Raw genomic sequence first — 22,048 nt, 5'->3', positions numbered from 1 at the left:
CAGTCTTTAGCCGACGACCTTTTCTGGTATACTTTGGAACTAATCTCAGTGGCGAAAGTATAGGAGTCTTGCATGGCGCACCAGTTTGGCGGCGAATGGACAAAAGAAAAGTTGCTTAGGTTACAGAAATACCTTAAAGCGTACACTACCATTTTCAACAGCAATGAAAAAGCTCGCAAACTTCATTTTATGTACGTTGACGCATTCGCTGGCACCGGTTCTTTTCAAAAAACACAGTCACAAGTTACCGGTCAGGCAGATATTTTCAGTGATAATGTTCCTGAAGTCGAAGAATTCCTCAAAGGCAGCGCCAGAATTGCTTTAGAGATTAATCCTCCTTTCAGAGAATATATTTTTATCGAACGTAATCTGAATATGCACAACAACTTCAGCAACTTAAAGACGAATTTGCTGGCCACAAGATTCAAATTGTCAACGAAGATGCAAATTCGTACCTGTTACGATGGTGCCAATCGACTAACTGGAGGACAGCGCGGGCTGTTGTTTTTCTCGATCCATACGGCATGGAAGTTGAATGGAACGTCATTGAAGCGCTAGCTCGTACAGAGGCAGTTGATTTATGGTACCTCTTTCCGCTTGGTATAGGTGTGAATCGTCTTCTCACTAGATCAGGACCACCTGCTATCAAGAAAGTGCGCAAAGGTGCGCACGGTTCTCTTCCTGCCCCGACGTGTCTTGTTGACCACCGTCGTCTCTGACAAGCGTGACTTTCCCGGCTGCGGCGGGGACGGTCCCCGCTGCAGCGCCGCCATTACTGGTCGGACTCGCCACAGGTAGGGCAGTTTCGGTTGCCAGCCGTTTCAGGTTCCGCGCCGCATTGAGGTCACGGTCATGGTGCGCACCACATTGCGCACACACCCATTCTCGATCGCTCAATGTCAGCGCCTCGTTCTTCCAGCCACAGATGGAGCACAGTCGGCTACTTGGATACCAGCGATCGGCAATAACCAACCGCGTTCCGTAGCGTTTCGCCTTGTATTCCAACTGCGAGCGCAACATCCCAACGCCCACGTCAGCGATGGCGCGAGCGAGCTTCTCGTTCGCGAGCATCCCCTTGACGTTTACATCCTCGATCACGAACGCTTGGTTTTCACGGCAGAGTCGAGTCGTGAGCTTATGAGTAACGTCCGCTCGGAGATTGGCAAGGCGGGCATGGAGCCTTGCCAATGTCGCAGCGGACTTTCGCCGGTTGTTCGAGACCGGCAGGCGCGTTCCTTTGGGCAGGCGGGCATGGCGTCCAAACCCCGCCATCTCTTTGGCGGCTTGCAGCTTGCGGCTGAGACGCCGACCGCGAATCTTGAGGCGACGCAGCGCTGCGTTGAGCGGCTTTGGCGCTTCGATGACTTCGCCGCTGGAGATCGTTGCGGCAGCCGTAACGCCCAAGTCGATGCCGTTGACCTCATGGGAGGTGCGACGCCGATAGCATTGCGCATCGGGCACTTCGACCTGTATTGCCACAAACCAACGATCCGCCGTGCGCGAGACCGTCGCGCCCAGTATCTTTCCTTTGAAGCGCAGTTCCTCGGTCATGGCGACGTCGCCGATCTTGGGCAGACGGATCGTCTTGCCATCCAGGGTGAACGTGTCGTTGGCAACATAAAAGCTGTCGCGGCAACGCCCCTTTTTCTTGAAGCGCGGTGCGTGCGCCTCTTTGCCAGCCTTGAGGTCGGTGAAGAATCTTTCCCAGGCTTTGGCGAGATGAGCAAACGGCTGGGCGTGTGCGTCCCGGTGAATGTCTCGCAACCACGGTCGTCCGTTCTCATCGAGCCACTGTGGGTCGGTGTATTTGATGGCGTTGAACTGTTTTTTGAGCGCCATTGCGTTCGGCTTGCCGCCTGCTGCGTATTGTTTGTTCCATTCATTGAGCGCCCAGTTCCAGACGCGCCGGGCCGTGCCGCAGGCGCGCTTGAAGTAATCCACCTGCTCAGGAGTCGGACAAAGGGCGATCTTGTGGGTTAGTTGCATCGTTTGGCCTTCTTGGCATTACTCATGACTCGCATCCTGTTTCAGCGCTTCATCCACCTTCTTTCGATAGTTCCTCAAACCGTATCGCCGAGACGAACAACCGTGCACGATGGTCATCACGTCTTGCACCATTTCCGGTTCGGGAGACAGCCGTTCCTGGGTGAGCACCAGCACTGCGCAGCCATGGGTTTTGGCGTCATGTTCGAACCACTCAAAGCCGAAGCGGGTGAGGCGGTCCTGGTGAGCAAGGATCAGCATCGTGACTTCCCGTCGCCCGATCTCGTCCATACGGGCCAGAAACCGCTTGCGCGTGACGTTCAACCCGCCGCCCACTTCCTCGATACACTCGACCCCCGCCAATCCCTTCGCCACCACGACCTCTTCCAGCACGTTGCGCTGATTCGCCAGGTCCGGCTTCTGTGCTGCACTCGATACCCGACAGGAGGCGACCAGCGTGGGTGGCGCATGGTTCGCCTGCCGCAAACCGATGACCTCACGGATTTGCGTCTCAGGGGAGAGACGGCGGTTGCTGTCCGTTCGGGCCACCGGAATCAGCCTTCCTTCGCGTTCCCAACGCTGCAACGTCTTGACCGAGACACCAAGGAGTTGTGCGGCTTTCCCTGTGCGCATGGTGTTTTCCACGAGCACCATGCTACACTATCGCGTACTAGAAGTCAAGCTAGAGTCCGGCTCCTGAATCCTGGGCCGAACGGCTGACCAGAATCTTCGGAACCGAAGATTGGCGTGATGCGTTCTACCGATCTTATCAGATGTTGCCTCTCCTTGGTGGTGATGAGACACAACTGAAGAAAGATGCCGACTTCCACGACATCTTGAGGTTTTTCGTTCAACGCCTGGAGACCGTTTTTGAAGCGGTTGCGCCAAATCCGCTCATTCTCAGAAATTCTCGGAATAACCCGCTATACGCATTATGTTTTGCAGCGTCTAACCCAAGAGGAGCACCGACCGCACTCAAGATTGCTGAACATATTCTGGAGAAGAAACGGTAATACTTTACGAAGCGACCATTTTCATATATAATAGAACAAATATTCTAATCTTCAATCGCCATTGGGAGTACCATAATGGCCAACACAAGGATCGAATGGACCGAAGCCACCTGGAACCCGCTCACCGGCTGCACCAAAATTAGTCCGGGCTGTAAACACTGTTACGCCGAACGGATGGCGCTTCGCTTGCGGGCGATGGGGGTGGATAAATATCGGAACGGATTCCGCCTGACTCTCCATCCCGATACTCTCGCCGAGCCGTTGCGCTGGACAACCCCCCGCACGATCTTCGTCAACTCGATGAGTGATCTGTTCCATCACGAGGTGCCGCTCGATTTCATTCAGCAGGTCTTCGACGTGATGCAGCGTGCGCACTGGCACTGTTTCCAGGTGTTAACCAAACGCGCCGAGCGGTTACACGAACTCGATCCGCTGCTCCCATGGCCGGCGAACGTCTGGATGGGGGTCAGTGTCGAGAACGCAACGTACACCTACCGCATTGATCTGCTGCGTCAGACGGGCGCCGCGATCAAATTTCTCTCGCTGGAACCGCTCTTGGGGCCGCTGCCTAACCTCGACCTGAGTGGCATCGATTGGGTGATCGTGGGTGGCGAGTCGGGGCCGGGGGCGCGTCCGATGGCGGTCGAATGGGTGCGCGACATTCGCGACCAGTGTCTCAGCGCAGGCGTTGCCTTCTTCTTCAAGCAATGGGGCGGAACGGTGAAAAAACGAACTGGGCGACTGCTCGATGGCCGGACGTGGGATGAGATGCCGCCTGAGCCACTACCAATTGAGACGGATTCTCACCCTGTCCTGGGTCATCCGCGCCGATGAGCATCTTCAGCACGACTTGTACGGGCGCAGCGCCGCTGCGCCCTGCTGCCTACCCGCCATTTTGCCTTTGCAAAAAGCGCGCCACCAGCCCCGGCAAGTTAGCCAATGGCCCAGTGCGTACTCGCGTTGGCGGTAACGAATCGAGAAACTGTTGTCCGTATTTCTTGGTCAGCAACCGCCGGTCAAGCACCACCACAATGCCTCGATCCTCACGGGAACGGATCAGACGGCCAAACCCTTGCTTGAAGCGCAGGATACTCTGCGGAACGCTGTATTCGTTAAACGGATCATCGAACAGCTCACTGCGGGCTGCCACAATCGGATCGGTCGGTACGGCAAACGGTAGTTTGGTGATCACCAACACCGAGAGCGCTTCGCCGACAATATCCACCCCTTCCCAAAAGCTGTTGGTACCGAGCAACACCGAGCGCGGAAACTCCTTCAACCGATCAACTAGCGCCCGGCGCGAACCGTCGATACCCTGGGCCATCACGCCAATGCCCCGATCTTCAAGCGGCTCTTGAATAGCGGCGTAGGTTTGTCGTAAGGCATTGGAGGCGGTAAAGAGCGCCAGCATCCGACCTTCCGACGCGATAGCCAGATCGATAATTGCCCGTTCGATCATCTGTTGATAGCCACGCTGGTTTGGTTCGGGAATGTCGTTGGGAATGTAGACTAAGGCCTGCTGTGCGTAATCAAACGGCGAATCGAGCATCAGCTCCTGGCAATCTGATAGGCCGATCCGACTCTTCACAAAATCGAAACGACCGGCAATACTCAGGGTTGCTGAAGCGAGCACATTGGTCTGCTTCTGGGCAAAAAGCTGACTCTGCAAAATGTCGGCCACACTCAACGGCGCCGCCGTCAGCGTGAGCGTATCACGCTGTCGATCATACGTCAGCCAGCAGATACTTTCTTCATCGCCAAAAATGACATGACCACTGCGTACCCGAACGTCAGTAGCAAACCGGCGTAAGACTTCCGTTCGCAACAGCAGATCATCGAGCGTACCGTTGGCCTCATTCAAAGCGTGGAGTTGCTCTTCGATCACTGCCAGCTCTTTGCCAATCAGCGCCAGCATATCATTCAGATTTTGCCAGGCCAGTTCAATCTCTTGCCATTCCGGGCGCTTTCTGACATCGTTTGTCAAGCGGATCCGCAGATCATACTGCTGATTGGGATCGGCATCAATCTGCACAAAACGGGTAAGCAGATGAAAACACTCGTAGACCGCAGTCCGCATCCGAATCAGGGTGGGGCGGATCCGTTCAATAGCGGCGGTAATGCGCTCTCCGGCTGCGCCGCCGCCACCGATTTCGGTGAGTACTGCCGGTATTTCGCTGAGCAGACCACTGACAATCTGTGCCCCGCCGGTCTGAAACAGATCATCGAGAAACTTGAGCATGCCAGCCTGATCAAGATTAAAACTGAGCTGGTCGGTTGCGACATCTTCCAGATTGTGGGCTTCGTCAATCACCAGATGATCGTAAGGAGGCAATACCTGCGAGGCCGCCGCCAAATCGGCGATCAACAGCGCATGATTGACGACCACCAGATGCGCAGCTTCGGCAGCACGGCGGGCACGGAAGAAGTAACACTCCCGAAAATGCGGACAACGGGCGCCGGTACAGGTCTCTACCGAGACATTGACCTTGTTCCACACTGCCTGCTCGCGGTCGATCAGTGGGATCTCGGTACGATCACCGCTCTTGGTAGTTGGTAGCCAGAGTTGAATCTTCAGCAACGCCCGCACCTCTTCGCTGCTCAGAGTATCGAGCCGACGCAGCTCGTGATACCGCTTCAGGCAAAGGTAATTACTGCGCCCTTTCAAGAGCACAGCGCGAAATGGCGGTAATCCTGCCGTTGCGAAGATTCGTTGCAGATCGGGAATGTCTTTATTGTAAAGTTGATCTTGCAAGTTGATGGTATTGGTCGAGATCACCACCCGCTCACCACGTTGCGCAGCATACATTGCTGCCGGAACCAGATACGCCATACTCTTACCGGTGCCGGTACCAGCTTCTACAATCAACGGCTCGCTCTGATTAAACGCTGTTGCCACCGCCTGCGCCATCTCGATCTGCGGCTGACGAGGCTCATAGCCAGGGAAGGTCTGCCCAAACACCCCATCAGGACTAAAGAAGGCACCAATCGCCTCGAGATCGAGCGGACGGGTGTAGCCGGTGGGCCTGAGTGGCGGTACCTCGGTATCGGTCGCATCGGCTGCATCGTGCGGTGCTGTAATCGGTTCAAGAAAAGCATTCCGCGCCTTCTGTCGCAACGCCTCTTCAAACAGATCGCGGAGTGGCAGCCCAATCTTACCGGTTAGACGCACGATCTCGCTGAGCGTTGCCAGATCAAGGTGTAACATCCGCTCGCAGAGTGCAACGAAAAGCTGAGCCGTTACCTCGGCATCGTTGAGCGCACGATGGGCATCGGGGTGGGGAATGCCGAGATGGGCTGCCAGCGTCGAGAGTTTGTAACCGGTGACCTGTGGCAAGAGCAACGTCGCCAGTTCAAACGTATCGTACACCGGCTGGTTGAAATGCATCCCTTGTGCCCGCAGCATCGTTAGATCAAAGCCAATCGAGTGCCCCACTATTGGGCGATTGCCGATAAAGCGGGCCAGCTCGGCGCCGATCTCGTTGAAACGCGGCGCCTGTGCCAGAGCTTTGGGATCAATACCGGTCAGCCGGGTAATCTTGAGCGGAACCGATTGGCGGGGGCGAACCAATTGGCTGAATCGGTCGAGAATCTCACGGCCACGAAAGGTTACCGCTGCAACCTCGATAATTTCATCGAGACCACTTTGTAAACCGGTGGTCTCGACATCAATAGCAACATAGATGCGGTTGTTCATACAGTTTTGCAGACCAAATGGTGGCGGGTGATCGGTATCGTTGCCCGTAACACAGACAATTGTACCACGCGAAAGAGGAACGTATGATAGCGAGGATCGGAAGGTCGGGGCGGGTTATCAACCCGCCCCTCTACCGTTGATGATCAGCGGCTCAGAAACGGCAACACTTGTTCAATAAATGCTTCTGGCTGTTCGTCTTGCACCAGCAGACTGGCCCGGTCGATCACCGCTACCTTCGTTGCAACGCGGATCCGAACAAAACCAGCAGCTTGCGAGAGTGGAGTCGTTCTGGCATCGCTGCCCCATACCAGCAGTGTTGGTTGGGTCAGGCTGGCAAAGGCTGTCGAAATATCACAATTGAGCAGACCGCTGAGGAAGCAGATTGGGGCATAGTAGGCGCCAGGATGACGGCAGGTTCGATAGAACATCTCCAACCGCTCGTCGGTGATACTGGCCGGATCGGCATACGCCTGTGAGGACAGAAAAAGACGGATACTGGGTCGGGTGGTGAGCAGACGGTAGATCAAACGACCGAACGAACTGCGCAAGATTTGATATATCGTGTAAGCGGTAATGCCAGGTGGGCGGGCAAGTTGGCTAATGCCGGTTGGGCAAATCAGCACCAGGCGGTCAACCAGGTGTGGTTGACGAGTGGCCGCGATGACCGCATAAGCTGCACTCAGTGAGCTGGCAATGAGTGCGGTTGGTTGTCCGATCTGGGCGAGCAATGTCTCAATCAGATCGATGTACATTGCGGCACGATAACGCCAGGCTGGTCGCGCCGAATTGCCGTATCCAGCCAGATCAACTGCGTGCACGGCGACGTGATCACGCAGGCGTTGAAACGGTTCACGCATCTCGAAGACCGAGGCTGCAGCATTGATACTGTGAACCAGCAGAACCGGGCGACCGGAGCCAGCATGGTAGGTGGCAATCGCCTGATCGCGCCACGTGGTGTACACAGGGGGCACCGGTAAGAGGGGCAACGGCGTTCCAGCGGTTTCTGGTACCATAAACCATATCCTGTTGACGATGCAGTTTAGCCGGATGACCGAACGAAGAGCAGGGCAGGTCAATCGTCATTATGCAACAGGATCAAATGAAATGCAATAATCTGTTTTATATGTAAAAATTCTTTACGGCGATCAATCGCGTTATAATGAAAGAAACTTGCGCCACCCGCCATCTTACCCGACCGCAGTGATGGTGCAACGAGCGGTACGTTTTTCAACCTGAAGTATCATGCGTGCGGAGAAGCGTACTTTCTGGTTCCAACGGTGATCTTTCTACCACAGAGACCACGGAGATCGCAGAGACGAAAGATAATGTTATCGTTCATTGAACAGAGGGTTGTGAACATTTTTCTTCCATGCGCCCAATGGCCAAAAATGATCCTTTCCTTATACGCTCTGTGTACGCTGTGTGCTCCGTGGTGAGTTTTTCAGTGCACTCATATCTGAAATGAGAAAAGGGTTGTTCAATGGCTGCACCTGAACGCTTTACGCCAGCACCACTCGATGACTACGCTGCCAAGGTTACGTATGGTTTGGCGTATCTAGGGGGATTACTGGTTCTCCCCCAATTTTTTGCCTACCTTGCCAATCTGCGCTGGAATGGTTTGCAGGTACCATTAGGACTGGCCGCGGCGCTAGCATGTTACCTCCTGCTGAGCTACGCCTTTCAACCACGGGCATACCGCATCGATGCCGATGCGCTGGTGATTGAACGGCGCTGGGTACCGGCGCTGACCATTCCCTTCGATCAGATAAGTGGTGTCTCGCTGGCCAGTGGGCTGGCCGATATGCCTCGTTTCGGACTCCGCTTTGCCTTTAACCCCGGCGTCTTTGGCTATCAGGGGCCATTTCGGCTCGATCCGTATGGCAAAGTTGTCTTCTTTGCTACGAACCGTCAGCGATTGGTCGCGATTGCCCGTTATGATGCCTCTGTCTTGCTGATCAGCCCCGATCGGCCACGCGACTTTATCAACGCCCTCAATGAACGACGCCTGGCTTCAGCGACCAGAAAGATGGAGCAATCGGTTGGGGTGGACCATGAGGTTTAGCGCACTGGATCGAATCCATCTCCGCTGCCGCTACGAGCAGTTTATTCCGGGTGAACTCCACGAGGATGGTCGGCGCTACTTACCAGGCATTATCGTTACCCCTTTGAACGCCGGCCCTGACACACATCCCGGTACCCGCCTCTGGCTGGTCGATCGTCATCATCGGGTTGACCCAGCGCTCGTCGGTCAAACCACCACGGTTCGCCTGCTGTGCGCTCTCAGCACTATCCGATTACAAACACCGCCGTTTCGCATCGGCTTTGTGCCATCGTCCGATGAATCACTACACCAGCCGCTGAGCAATCCGATCATTTATGGTCGAATCAGTGACGTTTTGGAGTGGGAGGTGCAACGGGCACAGCTCCCGTTTGAAACGCTGTACACCGAATTAGTGATCAGAGTGGGTGAAGCGGCGACGATTGGTCTGCGCACAACCCTCAGCGCCCCCCACCTGGCCGATCTCATCGGCTGCGAGCGATTAACGAGCGGTGACTGGATCGAGATCAATCGTTCGCGGATTGATATTCTCGCGTGTATCAGGCAAGTAGAATAACTACAGATGGGTGAGGGATGAGAGATTAACGGGTGCTGTTTCTAGTAAATCATATCAGCTACAGATCGCGTATCTCCGATGGTATGGAAATGAATAATCTTAAAGTGGTCATGAAGTCATCTCTATTTTATCAAGTTCTCCTTTGTTTATACTTATTCCTATATATAATGCTTGGGATTTACACTGAACTAAAGTTAATCGAAATAAAGCCGATTCCTGACATGCTACTTGAAGATTTCGGGTACTACGAGCGGGCACTTCATGACGCACTGAATGGACAAAATCCTTATGCCACACGATCAATCGGGATAGGGTATCTGTATCCACCTCCGGCTCTATTAATTATCGAGATTTTCCACTACATCGATCCTTATTTGAAAGCGTTACTATATTCGACTGTTAATATTGTTCTCCTGATCTTAATTGTATACGGCACGGCTCGATATTATGGCTATAGCGCTGAAAAAAGTCTGGTATTGGTATGTTATATGTCTGGGTTTTGCACCATTTCTTGAGTTAATTCACATTGGTCAAATAAACATAATCACACTGTTTGGAATATTTATGTTGTTCTTTTGGATGAGTACATTTCCTTTTCTCAGCGCTATCGGACTAGGTTTGGCAGTCATTACCAAAGTGTCCCCTGTTCTGTTCTTTTTATATCTTTTTGTTCATCGCAGATATTCTATTTTAGTTCTTGCAACTATTTTCATTGTTTGTATAACTTATTTAAGCGCTCTAAGATATGGTTTTTTACCTGTTCTGGAATACCCTAGTGTTTTTCAATGGCTTACAGTTCAATTTCCAATGGGAGCTAACTCACAGTCGCTCGTTTCAAAACTTGCTGCTATTGGCAACACAATACGATCTAATGATATTATAACCGGGTTGCACTAACAGTGTTGCAGAAGCTAATTTTGTCTTTTTCTTCATTTCTTTCCTCGAATCATCTTGCCATTCAAAGAATATTGACGATTTATATCTTGATGGTGATTGTTGTAAGTGGTTTATTGACTCGGTACGGCGAACAGCCAAGAGAACCAATGTTTATGATCACTACCCTTGGAATGATGCTTTCACCAAATGTCATGTGGTATCATCACTATGTTTTCATGCTCTTTCCAATCCTGATATGGATGGGGTGGAGTCGCCTGAATTGGAGGGTAGTGACCTGGTGTTTGGTAGGACTGCTCATCGTTCAGATAGACCGTCGATGGTGGACGTATGGATTATTAATCCATGTGTTTGGGCATCTGTCATTATTATCGATATTGCTCTGGCAATTACGAGCGTTTTATTCCCGGCAGAAGTAGTCTTCAACCGCATCGAGCACAAACACAGTTAGAGTCTGATTAAAAACCTAGCTTTCTCGTTGGGCACGTCCCGTACTCGTGCGACCATTGCGCGAGTACGATACGTTCCCAATAAGAAATCCGGGTTTTTGATCAGGCTCTGAGCGATCATGCTTGATGTGCGCATATTGGGCAGATGCTCTGATACCTTGCGCATAAGCGCCTGCAAACGTCATGGCAGACAACCTCACGCTTACCATTGGTAATCGTCGGCCAGGAAAGATGCCGCATGCTCAGACGCAGACTTCTGATGTGAAAGATGCACTGTCTCGACAGCTTTTCAGCGTGCTCGGGTTCGGAACACTTCGAGGACTGGATGAAGCAGCGCACACACAGACCTTCGTCAGTGTATCGTAAGGTGACCGAGAATTGGATATGATGCCCCTTTGCCAGGGTGCGCGGGCCTCTGGCCCGCATCCTAAGTATCGTAAGGTGACCGAGGATTGGATATGATGCCCCTTTGCCAGGGTGCGCGGGCCTCTGGCCCGCATCCTAAGTATCGTAAGGTGACTGAGGATTGGATATGATGCCCCTTTGCCAGGGTGCGCGGGCCTCTGGCCCGCATCCTAAGTATCGTAAGGTGACCGAGGATTGGATATGTTGCCCCCCTATCGCCAATCGCGATAGGGGGAGCGCTGCTGTACGTATCGCTGATCATTCCGCTCATCCACCACGCAACCGCCGCATCTCGGCCTCTAGCTCACGCAGACGGGCTTCAAGCTCGATCCGTGCTGCGGCTTCCCGACGGGCCTGTTCCTCCGCCTCCGCCCGTGCTGCGGCTTCCCGACGGGCCTGTTCCTCCGCCTCCGCCCGTGCTGCGGCTTCCCGACGGGCCTGTTCCTCCGCCTCCGCCCGTGCTACTGCTTCCCGACGGGCCTGTTCTTCTGCCTCGGCCCGTGCGGCCGCTTCCCGCTGCGCCTGTTCCGCTGCTGCACGTGCCTGCGCTTCCGCCTCGGCCCGCGCTGCCGCTTCGCGTCGGGCCTGTTCTTCTGCCTCAGCCCGCGCTGCCGCTTCGCGTCGGGCCTGTTCTTCTGCCTCGGCCCGCGCTGCCGCTTCCTGTCGCGCTCGCGCCTCAGCTTCTGTCGCCTGCTGTACCACCGTCGCGTAGTCGCCAAACGCCGTGCCGTCGTCGGCGTAGCACACCACGTGGTCGCCTTCCACTCCTACCCACAGTTCAGCCAGCTCCAGATACACCCACCCCCGCTCGTCCGGCGGTTGCAGCCGGTAGGTGTCCCCTACCAGCCGATAATCGAGTAACCGGAGCTGCCGCTCCCCCCGCCGTCCAACGTTGTCCACAATCACATACTGCGCTACCCCCGCCCGTGCGTAGTGCGCCACCTTCCACACCACATCGTTCTCCCGCGTCTCCGGCGAGGTGATCTCAATCATCAACGCCGGTCGTACCCCCTCCTCCGCCACGTCAAACGTGCTCCAGTCGCGCCGCTCGCGCAGCCCTGGAATGACCATCACGTCCGGCCCGTGCGGACGTAGGTCGGGCACGTCCCACGCCACCCGCACGTCGCTCAGCACGATAGCCCGCCCGTGCGCTTCGAGCCGAGCGCGCAACACCGCCGTGAGGTACATCCGGTCGGTTTCGTGACGGTCACTGTGCACGATGAAGTCTCCCACTTCGGGGTGCAACACGTCTTCGAGGGTGAGCGGCACCGGTTCGAGGTGGTCGGGGTCGTCGGGGGTAGGCCGACGGACGTAGCGCCAGCCGTAGCGGAAGGGGTCTTCTTCGGGGAGCGGTGCAGGTGCGGTGGCAGTAGGATGGGTCATCGCAGTTCCTCCTTGCTGTGGTAGGTGGGTCTGCCGGTATTGTAGCACAGCGCTGGGCAGGATGCAGGGGCAACGGCGGCAGCGCAACGGGCAGCGGGTGGTGGTGTTTTCCATTCATCGTGTCTTCCTGGTGCTCAAAACGGTGCTCAATAAAGAAACCGTTTGAGCGACCAAAAAGTTACACGAAAACCTGCGGCAATCGTGGGTGTGGAGCATACCGGTGTGAGCGGTACGAAGCGCCGATCCGAATATCTTGTATCGTCACACCCACGACAGTTGAACCCCGTCAATAGGAGCAAGGCGGCGTCGCGCTCCTCCACGTGGTCACGACGATGGGCGAGACTCGCCTCGCCGAGCTATCCAGTCGCAGGAGAAGATCGGTTGGGGTGCAGCGCCGCTGCACCCGTACACGGGGAAGCATCGGTCGGCGCGGCATCCGTTGCGTTGCAATTCGCCGGGACGATGACCACGGGAAGCGCCCGATGGCGGCACTGTGGGTTAGGCCGTGTGGGCACGATTGCTGTATTGGGGGACCGGTCGGGGCGAGGTGCAGCAAAGAACGCTGAAACCCCTTGCCCAAGAGTATTCAGCGTTCTTGGAAATATTGCCTGCCTCACGAAGAAAACGGTGAGCAGCAACGCATCTAATACATTTATTCTCCCACGCCTGCCCTATTCCCAGGTTCGCAAATCGACGAATGGCTTTGCATCGGCAGGGAGTTCGCTCACCAATTCGACCTTGCAGTGAAGTTTGAGTACTTCATGCAAACTCTGGGCTGCAGCATCACGGAGCCGATCAGGATCGGCATCAGCCGTTGGCACAATCCGACAGATCAGCTCATCGCGGTGGTTTTCGCGAATGACAACGGCTTGATAAGCCTGGACGCCCTCTAACCGGCGCATTGTCTCGGCCAGATGACGGGGGTGCACAAACAAACCACGCACTTTGACACTTTCACCACTGCGACCGAGCCACCCCACCAGGCGCGGTGTGGGGATAACCGTTGGCGTAGATGTTTCCATCAAGGCCGACAGATCACCGACAGCAAAGCGGATGAGAATGTAATCTCGCCGGAAGAGGGTGACAACCACTTCACCGGTCTGGCCGGGCGGTACCGGTTCACCGGTGTTAAGGTCACAAATCTGCACCAACGCATCTTCGGGTAGATGCCAGCCCTGACGTTCAGGGCCGTTATAGCCCAGATTCCCCGTTTCGGCAGTGCCGTAGCCATCGTAGACCAGAATGCCATACTGCTCTTCAAACAGGGCGCGTAGCGATGGTGGCAACGGTTCGGCGGCGACAAACGCTTTATTGAGCGGCCAGGATCGCGGATCGTGGCCGAGTTCAACTGCCCGTTCAAGGAGCGCTTTGAGGTAGCTTGGCAGACCGGCATACGCCGTGACGCCGAGTTGGGCCATCACTTCAATTTGCTGAGCCTGATTACCGACACCGGCGGGAATCACGGCACAACCAACCGCACGTGCTCCCTCTTCAAACATCACCCCAGCGGGTGTGAGATGGTACCCAAAGCAGTTGATCACAATATCATCGGGGCCAAAACCGGCTGCTCGAAATGCTGGCGCCCAACGCCAGGGGTCTGGTTCATCAGATTCAGGGTCATAGATCGGCCCTGGCGACTGAAAGATACGTCGGAGACGCGAGAGAGGTACGGTGAGCATACCACCGAGTTGGGGACCTTGTCGCTGTAATTCGACCAACTGTTCTTTACGCAAAATCGGCAGTCGGCTGAGATCGGCGGTGGTCTGAATATCGGCAGGCGTCAGACCGGCAGCCTCCATTCGGCGACGAAACGCTGGTGAATGTTCGTAACCGAAGGCCACAATGTCGCGTACTCGCTGATCAAAGCCAGCGTAAAATGCCTGAATATCCATACCGTCCTCGCTGCCTCTTAGCTGGCGATTGCCGTTTATGAGCGTTAACGAAGTAGAATATACATCTTTTTCAAGAGAGCCAGCGCTTCCGCCGCTTGTAATGCTTGACTTCACGATAACTCTTGCGGCTACCAATTTCGTTCAAACCGAGGTAAAACTCGCGCACGTCAGCATTATCTTTCAAATCAGCAGGTGATCCGTCGAGCACAATCCGTCCATTTTCCATAATGTACGCATGGTGCGCTGCTTCAAGGGCCAGACGTGCATTCTGTTCAACCAGCAGAATGGTTGTCCCTTGTTCGCGATTGATGCGCCGGATAATCTCAAATATCTCGGCGACTAACAACGGCGCCAGCCCGAGCGACGGTTCATCGAGCATGATCAGTTTCGGATGCGCCATCAGTGCCCGACCAATCGCCAACATCTGCTGTTCACCGCCACTGAGGAACCCGGCCACCTGGTTGCGTCGTTCCTTCAAGCGAGGAAAATAGTCGTAAACCAGGGCTAGATCGTTGCTGAAATGGCGCGGTGATTGCGTATAGGCGCCAGCCCGCAAATTCTCTTCAACCGTTAAATGCTCGAAGACCCGCCGACCTTCCATCACCTGGAAGATACCCATGCGCACAATCTCAGCGGCATCTTTTTTATGAATTGGCTGGCCTTGAAACAGGATTTCACCGTCGGTCACTTCACCGTTTTCCGGCTTGAGCAGGCCCGAAATGGCTTTCAGGGTTGTACTTTTACCAGCGCCGTTCGAGCCGAGTAATGCAACGATGCGACCTTCTGGCACCTCAAGAGATAAACCCTTGAGCACCAGCACGACATCGTTGTAAATCACTTCAATGTTGTTGAGTACAAGCATAGGCAGAGAAAAAGTTCCGGCGTGTCGTTTGATAACGACACGCCAGTGATCGACTTGCTATCGTGCGCTAATGAAATCGGTAATTGCGACCCACTTGCCGTCCTCAACGCGGAACATGCGTGTTGACTTTACCCCTGCGTGATCGGTTGGGCTGAACTTGACCGGTAACGTTACCCCTTTAGTGTCAATTTCACCCATCGTCTCCAGCGCATTCTTGATATTTTCACCGGTCAGCTCTTTGCCATCGTTCACCACTTTCTCAATACCGGCGATTAGGATCGACATAGCCGTCCATCCCTGCACGAAGGTGCTATCGGCGCCGCCATAGTCAATATTCTTCTTACGGGCAAATTCGAGCGCCACTTTCGCGCCTTCGGCCTGGTGGTCAAAGGGGACAACACCCACCACACCCTCGGCATCTGCCCCCGCCTGCTTGATCAGAATCTCATTGGCACACCAGTTGAGACAGACGAATTGCACATCGTACCCCAGACTCTTCGCATTCTTAATCGCCAATGCTGCCGGGCTAGAGACATTCTGCAAGAAGATGTAGTTAGCGCCGTAATCGCGAATCTGGGTCAACTGTGGTGTGAGGTCGGTTGCACCACGTGGTGAAGGCACCTCTAGCGGCGTAGCGATCCCCTGCGAATTCGCAAAAGCGGTACCGTCGGCCAGCGGTGATCGACCGAAGGGGCTGTCGTTGATGAGATACGCGAACTTCGGCAGACCACTATTGCCCTTTGCTTTCCAGTCATCAATTGCCCACTTCATCGCGATAATCAACTGATCGGAGTAGGTTGGGGCAACCAGGAAGTTGTAGGGTGTCTCGGCCGGATTGGCCAGCGTTGCCGAATACGATGCCGAGATAAACGGGATTTTGTCCTCGGTAATCTTGGGGCGTAAGGCTTCAGTATCGCCGGTACCCCAGCCCGAGAAGACTAATACCTTATCTTGCGTAACGAATTTCGTGTACAATTCCTCTGCGCGGGGAACCTGATAGGCATAATCTTCACTGATCAACTGAAGACGGCGGCCCTTAATCCCTCCCTGTTCATTTTTCCAATCAATAAAGGCAATCTGTCCACGGGCATAGGGAGTACCAACGTCAGCCGTTGCGCCGGTCAAGTCGAAAATTGCGCCTACTTTAATTGGCTCGCTGCTTGCGCCACCACCTCCTCCGGCGCCGCCACCGCCACATGCGGCCAGCATTGTGGCAAAAAGCGCCATGACAATCCACCAGCCGAACGTCCGTTTCCACCTGTGCATACCATCCTCCTTGCTACACACCTCAATAACTAAACGGCCATAGCCGGAAATAATCTTTAACATTCCGCCACATCTTGACAATGCCTTCTGGTTCGAAGATCAGGAAGAGGATGATCGCTAACCCAAATGCTCCTTGTTGCAAATACGGCAAATACGAGTTAATGTCGGGAACAATGCCACTGAGCGCACGGGCGATGTTAGAGAGGAACGCCGGCAGTAGCACCATAAAAGCTGCGCCGTAGATCGAACCCGAGACGCTTCCCAGGCCGCCGATAATAATCATTGCCAGGTAGAGAATGCTGGTATCGATAGTAAAGCGTTCCCAGGAAATGACACCGCGATAGTGGGCAGTCAGGGCGCCAGCTAAACCGGCAAAGAATGACGAGGTAGCAAAGGCCAGGAGCTTATAGCGGAACAGATCAACACCGATGACCTGAGCGGCAATGTCTTGATCACGAATCGCCACAAACGCACGACCGGCACGGGTACGGAAGAGATTACTGACAAAAATAACGGTAAAAATCAGAAACGCAAGGCATATCCAGTAGAAAGCGAAGTCGTTGTTCCCTAGCCATTCAACCGGTAAACCAAACAGATTATTTGTTGATCGGGGAAGGGAAAGCGACTCACCGATACCGAGCAGTTTTCCGTGGGTAAGCAACCAGATAATAATCTCTTGTGAGGCCAGGGTGGCGATAGCGAGATACAACCCCTTTAAGCGGAGTGATGGCAACCCGAAGAAGGCGCCAACAGCAGCAGTGAAGAAACTGGCAATAGGAATGGTCAACCACATCGGGGTGCCAAGATGAACGGCCAGCAGACCGGCAGTGTAGGCGCCAACCGCCAGGAAGCCACCGTGACCGATACTGATCTGACCGGTATAACCTACCAGAATATTCAAGCCGATAGCACCGATGGCAGCAATTGCAATGGTGTTGGCTAAATTTAGCCAGTAGCGGTCGGCAAACCACGGGAAGATCAGCGCTGCCACCAACACCATGACGATCCGTATCCGTTGCGGCCAGTATGGGCGCAGACTGACATCACTGGCGTATGTTGTGTGAAAGGTTCCACTTTGCATCGTTCACACCCTCATCTCTACGTGTCGGGTTACACCCGTTCGATGATCCGCTGCCCAAACAGCCCATACGGTCGCACCAATAGGATCAACAAGAGGACAATGAACGGGACCACTTCGCCTAAACCCCATTCCGGGGGAAGATAGCCACCGGCAAACGATTGCAGCAGACCGATGATCAGTCCGCCAATAATTGCACCTGGGATACTATCGAGACCGCCAAGAATAACGACCGGAAAGACGATCAAGCCAACCCGTGCGATGGTTCCCGATACGCCACCAAAGATGCTCATCAACAGGATGCCGCCAACGGCTGCCGTGATAGCGGCGATTGCCCACGCCACGGCCCACACCTTTTTGACGCTGATTCCCATACTGAGTGCCGCCTGCTGATCATCGGCCACGGCACGCATGGCAATACCTTCACGGCTATAGCGAAAAAAGAGGGTCAAAATAACGAAGAGCGTAATTGCCAGGACGAATGCCCAGATGCGATCAATGCTGACATTGGCACCTAGTATTGTCACCGTGTCGGTTGGTAAAAACTGTGGTGCTGGGCGTGGGGTTGTGCCCCAGATTGCACCGACGATTGCGCGCAGGAGTGAAGAAAGGCCAATCGTAACCATAATCACCGAGATCACCGGTTCACCGATCAGGGGGCGCAGCACTAACTGTTCGATGAGCACTCCAACCACTGCTGCCAGTACCACGGCAACGATCACACCCACCGGCCACCAGAGGCCAAATTGCTCAACCATAGCGTAAGTCAGATACGCACCGATCAGCAGCAGCTCGCCTTGGGCGAAGTTGATGACATCACTACTCTTGTAAATCAAGACAAAACCGAGCGCTACCAGTGCGAAGATTGCGCCATTTGCAATCCCGCTGAGCGCCAGTTGGATAAACCGATCCATAACCTTCTCCGTATAACCAGTCAGTGAGATGCCACACGTGATGCCGAGGTCGGTATTGACACCGTTGGATCGTCTATTTCCTCAATGTGCAGGCGCGTCTTGATGAGTGCTGTACGGCCATCCTGATAAGTAATCGTCGTCTCAATCTCCAGTTCGTCCTGATCGCTGTACAGGGCTTCGACAATCTCCTGATAGCGTTGCGCAACCAATCGACGGCGAACCTTACGAGTCCGCGTTAATTCACCGTCGTCGGCGTCAAGCTCTTTATGCAGCAACAGAAAGCGGCGAATCCGTGCAGCCGGCGGGAGATCGGCGTTTGCTCGTTCAACATCTTTACGGATCAGAGCGTAGACTTGCGGTTTCTGAGACAGATCGGTATACGTTGTATATGAGATCTGCGCATTTTCCGCCCACTTGCCGACATTCGCAAAATCGATGTTGATCATCGCCGTCACGAAGGGCCAGTCGCCGCCGAACACCACCGCCTCTTTGATGTACGGGCTAAACTTGAGCTTATTTTCAATGAATTGGGGCGAGAACTTCGTGCCATCGTGCAGCGTCATTACATCTTTCGCTCGGTCAATCACGATCAGATGACCGTCTTCATCGAAGTAACCGGCATCGCCACTGTGCAACCAGCCATCTTCCAGTGCTTCGGCAGTGGCTTCCGGATTGCGGTAGTAGCCCACGAAGACTGACGGACTCTTGACCAGGATTTCGCCGTTTTCGGCAATCCGTATCTGAGTGTTTGGCAGTGGCGTACCGACCGTTTGAAACTTAATCTGACCATCACGGTGGATCACACTCAGGCCAGCGCTTTCAGTCTGACCATAAACCTGCTTCAGGTTGACGCCAATTGCGTGGTAGAAGCGGAAGACATCAGGGCCGAGTGCAGCGCCACCGGTATAAGCTCGTTTGAGGAAACGCAGACCGAGATGGTCTTTTAACATCTCGAACACTAGCAGGCGAGCAAGAGCATAGCGCAGGCGCAACCAGAAATCGGGCTGCTTCCCACTAAAACGGGTATCGGCCATCTCGTATCCCTGTTTCATAGCCCACTCGAAAATTGCCCGCTTCAGTGGCGTCGAGTCCTGGATCTTTACCTGCACCTGCGACAGCATATTCTCCCAGATACGGGGCGGTGAGAACATCACCCGTGGCCCAATCTCGCGAATATTTTCTTGCACCGTACTGGCCGACTCGGGGAAGTTGATGGTGAATCCGCACTGCATTCCGGCAGCGACGGTTACCATCTGCTCACCTACCCATGCCAGCGGCAAGAAACTAACAAACTCATCATCTGGGCCAAGTGGGTCAACGGCAAGCAAACCGGCGCCCTGACTGATCATATTGCGATGGGTCAACATCGCCAGCTTTGGTTTACCGGTGGTTCCCGAAGTGGTGGAAAGGATGGCTACATCATCGGGCTTGCCGGCGGCCAGCTCAGCTTCAAACAGACCGGGATGCTCGCGATCAAACTTCCGGCCAAGCTCTTCAATATCAGGAAAGTAGGCAAGGTAGGGTTGACGGTAATTCCGCATTCCCTTCGGTTCGTAATAGATAACCTTGAGAACACCTTGGAGCCGTGGCCAGATTTCGATAATTTTATCGACCTGCTCCTGATCCTCGACGACAATCACCTTTGCTTCTGCGGCTGAGACGGTGTAATAAACCTCTTCGGCAACTGAGTCCTGGTAGACGCCGATGGACATAGCGCCAATACTCTGAGCAGCAAACTCGGCGTACAGCCATTCAGGACGGTTATCTCCCAGAATGGCGACCACATCACCGCGTCGCACGCCAAGCGCATAGAGGCCCATCGCAAAGGCACGTACATGATCGGCAAACTGCCGCCAGGTGACTGTCTGCCAAATGCCGTAATCCTTTTCACGCAGAGCGACCTTGTCACCGAAACGTTCGGCATTCTGAAACAACAGCCGTGGAAGTGTAGTCTCTGGTATTTGGATCATTGTCTCACCCGCGTGTCAGATCTGGTAATCAGTACTGACAGGTTGTGGATTCCTACACTATCGCGTGTTCCCGACCAAGATAAGCGTCAATCACTTTCGGATCGCTCCGTACCTCGGCTGGCGTACCGTATGCAATCAGTTGCCCAAATTCGAGCACTGCTACCCGGTCACTAATATCCATAACGACACCCATATCGTGCTCGATCAGGACAATCGTTGTACCGTACTCTTCGTTGATGTCGAGGATGAAGCGGGCCATATCCTCTTTTTCTTCGCTATTCATTCCGGCCATTGGCTCGTCAAGGAGCAACAGGCGTGGATTCATGGCCAGCGCCCGCCCCAGTTCAACGCGCTTTTGCAACCCATACGAGAGCGCGCCGACCATCTTCTTACGAATCGATTGAATTTCGAGCAGATCGATTACCTGCTCGACAAACTCGCGGTGCTCAACCTCTTCACGCTGGGCCCGTCCCCAATAGAAACCGCCACTTAAGACCCCACTGCGCATGTGGATGTGTCGACCGAGCATCAGGTTATCGACAACAGTCATGTGGCGAAACAGCTCAATATTCTGGAAGGAGCGTGCAATCCCCAGCCGGGCAATCTGGTGTGGCGGCAGGCCAATGATGTTCCGTCCTTCAAAGCGAATTTGGCCCTCCTGCGGACGGTATAGCCCGCTAATGCAGTTGAGCAGGCTGGTCTTGCCAGCGCCGTTAGGCCCGATGATTGCCTGAATTGTTCCGGGATAGATATTGAATGTGACCGAAAGGAGCGCTCGCACGCCACCAAAGCTCAGCCCGACGTGGTCAATCTCCATTTGCGGTGCTGGTAGCGTGGTTGAATCATGATGTGTCATGCGATCCTCATCGATGATGCATATCCTCTTTGATAATGCGCAAAGCAGATACGCACCGCTGCGCGATGTATTGAGTATCACGAACTCGTTATTTCTTTAAAGACATCACCGTTTTTTCGGTATGTCCTATGGGGTGGGGAAATTCCAATTCTTATTATAGCGAAGATTGAGCAATCGTGCAAATGGGGTCTGGTGTGCACAGGGAGGCAGATTTGGCTCTTCTGCGATGATCGAACGTTAAAACGGAGGAAAGAGGGACGAATAGGGCGCCAGGGGAAAAGTGTCGGGACACGACAGCGAGTGTCTGATCCGCCGCAACCTGTGCATCCTGAGTTGTTACCCCACACTTTACTGGCGGCGGACACCAAACAGACACAATCCGGCCAGCGCCAGCCAAAACCAATGCCACAGCCCAAACGGTTGCTGAAAGGCGACGACGACAGAGATAAGGACGAACACTAACCCAAGAACGGCCAGGAGCGCACGGCGATAGACTGGTGACATGGAAAGCCTCACCGCACCACAAAAAAGGCTAACGCGAGCAGGGAAGCAGCCACGAACAAGAGTAGAGAGAAGGCCAGATTTCCCGTCGCACTGATGAGAAAAATCGTCATCGCGATGACGATAATTGCCATCATGATGCAGCCGCGGCGTACACGGCGAATGCTGGTCGTAACGTCAGGGTCTTCTGGTGTTTGTGTCATACAACCTTCATAAATATCTGCTTCCTGCAGTATCTTACCACAAGACGGTGAGCTTGCTAGTTGTAATAGT

At 54.3% G+C, this 22,048-nt stretch carries 19 protein-coding genes and 1 pseudogene; 6 read left to right on the top strand and 14 right to left on the bottom strand.

The genetic code is table 11. The features are described 5' to 3' along the window. Window positions 1–72: 72 nt before the first annotated feature. A pseudogene (tcmP, locus tag QTO31_RS16715) lies at window positions 73–719 on the top strand (three-Cys-motif partner protein TcmP). Here the strand turns inward: tcmP and QTO31_RS16710 are convergent. Together QTO31_RS16710 and QTO31_RS16705 are read right to left on the bottom strand one after the other, a co-directional pair. Next, on the bottom strand, window positions 646–1,986 hold the full coding sequence (locus tag QTO31_RS16710; RefSeq protein ID WP_301430218.1) for an RNA-guided endonuclease InsQ/TnpB family protein: 1,341 nt from the start codon (window positions 1,984–1,986) through the stop codon (window positions 646–648). The pseudogene tcmP and the gene QTO31_RS16710 sit on opposite strands and share 74 nt — an antisense overlap. An 18-nt stretch (window positions 1,987–2,004) precedes the next feature. Further along, entirely contained in the window at window positions 2,005–2,628 is a 624-nt protein-coding gene (locus tag QTO31_RS16705) for an IS607 family transposase (RefSeq protein WP_411278406.1), read from the bottom strand. A 443-nt stretch (window positions 2,629–3,071) separates the two neighbouring features. Here QTO31_RS16705 and QTO31_RS16700 point away from each other — a divergent pair, with 443 nt between their 5' ends. Further along, the gene (locus QTO31_RS16700) at window positions 3,072–3,830 is read left to right on the top strand and encodes a DUF5131 family protein (protein WP_301430214.1); all 759 of its coding nucleotides are present in this window, start codon (window positions 3,072–3,074) and stop codon (window positions 3,828–3,830) included. A 49-nt stretch (window positions 3,831–3,879) separates the two neighbouring features. Here QTO31_RS16700 and QTO31_RS16695 read toward each other — a convergent pair whose 3' ends face one another. Beyond that, window positions 3,880–6,690 carry a helicase C-terminal domain-containing protein gene (locus QTO31_RS16695; RefSeq protein WP_031458889.1) on the bottom strand — a complete coding sequence of 937 codons (2,811 nt, stop codon included), beginning with the start codon at window positions 6,688–6,690 and terminating at the stop codon, window positions 3,880–3,882. A gap of 143 nt (window positions 6,691–6,833) precedes the next feature. Beyond that, complete coding sequence (locus tag QTO31_RS16690; protein ID WP_031458890.1) at window positions 6,834–7,703, bottom strand: alpha/beta fold hydrolase; 870 nt, start codon at window positions 7,701–7,703, stop codon at window positions 6,834–6,836. A gap of 467 nt (window positions 7,704–8,170) precedes the next feature. On the opposite strand from QTO31_RS16690, the gene QTO31_RS16685 reads away from it, so the two are divergent. From QTO31_RS16685 to QTO31_RS16675, 4 genes are all read left to right on the top strand, one after another. Beyond that, a complete protein-coding gene (locus QTO31_RS16685) occupies window positions 8,171–8,752 on the top strand; it encodes a PH domain-containing protein (protein ID WP_031458891.1) in 582 nt (193 codons plus the stop codon). Further along, window positions 8,742–9,305 (top strand): hypothetical protein, encoded by a 564-nt coding sequence (locus QTO31_RS16680; protein ID WP_031458892.1) that lies wholly within the window; start codon window positions 8,742–8,744, stop codon window positions 9,303–9,305. The genes QTO31_RS16685 and QTO31_RS16680 overlap by 11 nt, the downstream gene beginning before the upstream one ends. Window positions 9,306–9,752: 447 nt before the next feature. Beyond that, window positions 9,753–10,202, top strand: coding sequence for a glycosyltransferase 87 family protein (locus QTO31_RS19360; protein ID WP_367620645.1), 450 nt, complete (start codon window positions 9,753–9,755; stop codon window positions 10,200–10,202). A 629-nt stretch (window positions 10,203–10,831) separates the two neighbouring features. Beyond that, on the top strand, window positions 10,832–11,014 hold the full coding sequence (locus tag QTO31_RS16675) for a hypothetical protein (RefSeq protein ID WP_301430211.1): 183 nt from the start codon (window positions 10,832–10,834) through the stop codon (window positions 11,012–11,014). Window positions 11,015–11,320: 306 nt separating this feature from the next. Here the strand turns inward: QTO31_RS16675 and QTO31_RS16670 are convergent, their stop codons facing one another. The 10 genes from QTO31_RS16670 to QTO31_RS16625 form a co-directional block, all read right to left on the bottom strand. Beyond that, window positions 11,321–12,436 carry a Uma2 family endonuclease gene (locus tag QTO31_RS16670; protein ID WP_301430209.1) on the bottom strand — a complete coding sequence of 372 codons (1,116 nt, stop codon included), beginning with the start codon at window positions 12,434–12,436 and terminating at the stop codon, window positions 11,321–11,323. Window positions 12,437–13,107: 671 nt separating this feature from the next. Then, window positions 13,108–14,328, bottom strand: coding sequence for a phenylacetate--CoA ligase family protein (locus QTO31_RS16665; protein WP_301430207.1), 1,221 nt, complete (start codon window positions 14,326–14,328; stop codon window positions 13,108–13,110). A gap of 70 nt (window positions 14,329–14,398) precedes the next feature. After that, window positions 14,399–15,190: an ABC transporter ATP-binding protein gene (locus tag QTO31_RS16660; RefSeq protein ID WP_301430206.1), complete on the bottom strand. Its 792-nt coding sequence runs from the start codon at window positions 15,188–15,190 to the stop codon at window positions 14,399–14,401. A 57-nt stretch (window positions 15,191–15,247) separates the two neighbouring features. Next, a complete protein-coding gene (locus QTO31_RS16655; protein WP_301430205.1) occupies window positions 15,248–16,456 on the bottom strand; it encodes an ABC transporter substrate-binding protein in 1,209 nt (402 codons plus the stop codon). Between the two features lie 22 nt (window positions 16,457–16,478). Then, window positions 16,479–17,537 (bottom strand): branched-chain amino acid ABC transporter permease, encoded by a 1,059-nt coding sequence (locus QTO31_RS16650; protein WP_301430204.1) that lies wholly within the window; start codon window positions 17,535–17,537, stop codon window positions 16,479–16,481. A gap of 29 nt (window positions 17,538–17,566) precedes the next feature. Beyond that, complete coding sequence (locus QTO31_RS16645; RefSeq protein WP_301430202.1) at window positions 17,567–18,448, bottom strand: branched-chain amino acid ABC transporter permease; 882 nt, start codon at window positions 18,446–18,448, stop codon at window positions 17,567–17,569. 20 nt (window positions 18,449–18,468) lie between these two features. Then, window positions 18,469–20,418 (bottom strand): long-chain fatty acid--CoA ligase, encoded by a 1,950-nt coding sequence (locus QTO31_RS16640; RefSeq protein ID WP_301430201.1) that lies wholly within the window; start codon window positions 20,416–20,418, stop codon window positions 18,469–18,471. A 52-nt stretch (window positions 20,419–20,470) separates the two neighbouring features. Then, on the bottom strand, window positions 20,471–21,274 hold the full coding sequence (locus QTO31_RS16635) for an ABC transporter ATP-binding protein (RefSeq protein ID WP_301430199.1): 804 nt from the start codon (window positions 21,272–21,274) through the stop codon (window positions 20,471–20,473). A gap of 348 nt (window positions 21,275–21,622) precedes the next feature. After that, the gene (locus tag QTO31_RS16630) at window positions 21,623–21,778 is read right to left on the bottom strand and encodes a hypothetical protein (protein ID WP_173424553.1); all 156 of its coding nucleotides are present in this window, start codon (window positions 21,776–21,778) and stop codon (window positions 21,623–21,625) included. Between the two features lie 8 nt (window positions 21,779–21,786). Then, window positions 21,787–21,978, bottom strand: coding sequence for a hypothetical protein (locus tag QTO31_RS16625; protein ID WP_031459445.1), 192 nt, complete (start codon window positions 21,976–21,978; stop codon window positions 21,787–21,789). Between the last annotated feature and the right edge of the window lie 70 nt (window positions 21,979–22,048).

The sequence above is a fragment of the Chloroflexus sp. MS-CIW-1 genome, from assembly GCF_030444705.1.
Lineage (GTDB): Bacteria > Chloroflexota > Chloroflexia > Chloroflexales > Chloroflexaceae > Chloroflexus.
Note: the sequence above shows the minus strand (reverse complement) of the source record. Positions and strands in the feature narration are given on the sequence as shown.

Coding starts and splice junctions, on each gene's coding strand:
- QTO31_RS16710 (WP_301430218.1), bottom strand. CDS start 1,986: ATGCAACTAACCCACAAGATCGCCCTTTGTCCGACTCCTGAGCAGGTG.
- QTO31_RS16700 (WP_301430214.1), top strand. CDS start 3,072: ATGGCCAACACAAGGATCGAATGGACCGAAGCCACCTGGAACCCGCTC.
- QTO31_RS16695 (WP_031458889.1), bottom strand. CDS start 6,690: ATGAACAACCGCATCTATGTTGCTATTGATGTCGAGACCACCGGTTTA.
- QTO31_RS16690 (WP_031458890.1), bottom strand. CDS start 7,703: ATGGTACCAGAAACCGCTGGAACGCCGTTGCCCCTCTTACCGGTGCCC.
- QTO31_RS16685 (WP_031458891.1), top strand. CDS start 8,171: ATGGCTGCACCTGAACGCTTTACGCCAGCACCACTCGATGACTACGCT.
- QTO31_RS16680 (WP_031458892.1), top strand. CDS start 8,742: ATGAGGTTTAGCGCACTGGATCGAATCCATCTCCGCTGCCGCTACGAG.
- QTO31_RS19360 (WP_367620645.1), top strand. CDS start 9,753: ATGGCTATAGCGCTGAAAAAAGTCTGGTATTGGTATGTTATATGTCTG.
- QTO31_RS16675 (WP_301430211.1), top strand. CDS start 10,832: ATGGCAGACAACCTCACGCTTACCATTGGTAATCGTCGGCCAGGAAAG.
- QTO31_RS16670 (WP_301430209.1), bottom strand. CDS start 12,436: ATGACCCATCCTACTGCCACCGCACCTGCACCGCTCCCCGAAGAAGAC.
- QTO31_RS16665 (WP_301430207.1), bottom strand. CDS start 14,328: ATGGATATTCAGGCATTTTACGCTGGCTTTGATCAGCGAGTACGCGAC.
- QTO31_RS16660 (WP_301430206.1), bottom strand. CDS start 15,190: ATGCTTGTACTCAACAACATTGAAGTGATTTACAACGATGTCGTGCTG.
- QTO31_RS16655 (WP_301430205.1), bottom strand. CDS start 16,456: ATGCACAGGTGGAAACGGACGTTCGGCTGGTGGATTGTCATGGCGCTT.
- QTO31_RS16650 (WP_301430204.1), bottom strand. CDS start 17,537: ATGCAAAGTGGAACCTTTCACACAACATACGCCAGTGATGTCAGTCTG.
- QTO31_RS16645 (WP_301430202.1), bottom strand. CDS start 18,448: ATGGATCGGTTTATCCAACTGGCGCTCAGCGGGATTGCAAATGGCGCA.
- QTO31_RS16640 (WP_301430201.1), bottom strand. CDS start 20,418: ATGATCCAAATACCAGAGACTACACTTCCACGGCTGTTGTTTCAGAAT.
- QTO31_RS16635 (WP_301430199.1), bottom strand. CDS start 21,274: ATGACACATCATGATTCAACCACGCTACCAGCACCGCAAATGGAGATT.
- QTO31_RS16630 (WP_173424553.1), bottom strand. CDS start 21,778: ATGTCACCAGTCTATCGCCGTGCGCTCCTGGCCGTTCTTGGGTTAGTG.
- QTO31_RS16625 (WP_031459445.1), bottom strand. CDS start 21,978: ATGACACAAACACCAGAAGACCCTGACGTTACGACCAGCATTCGCCGT.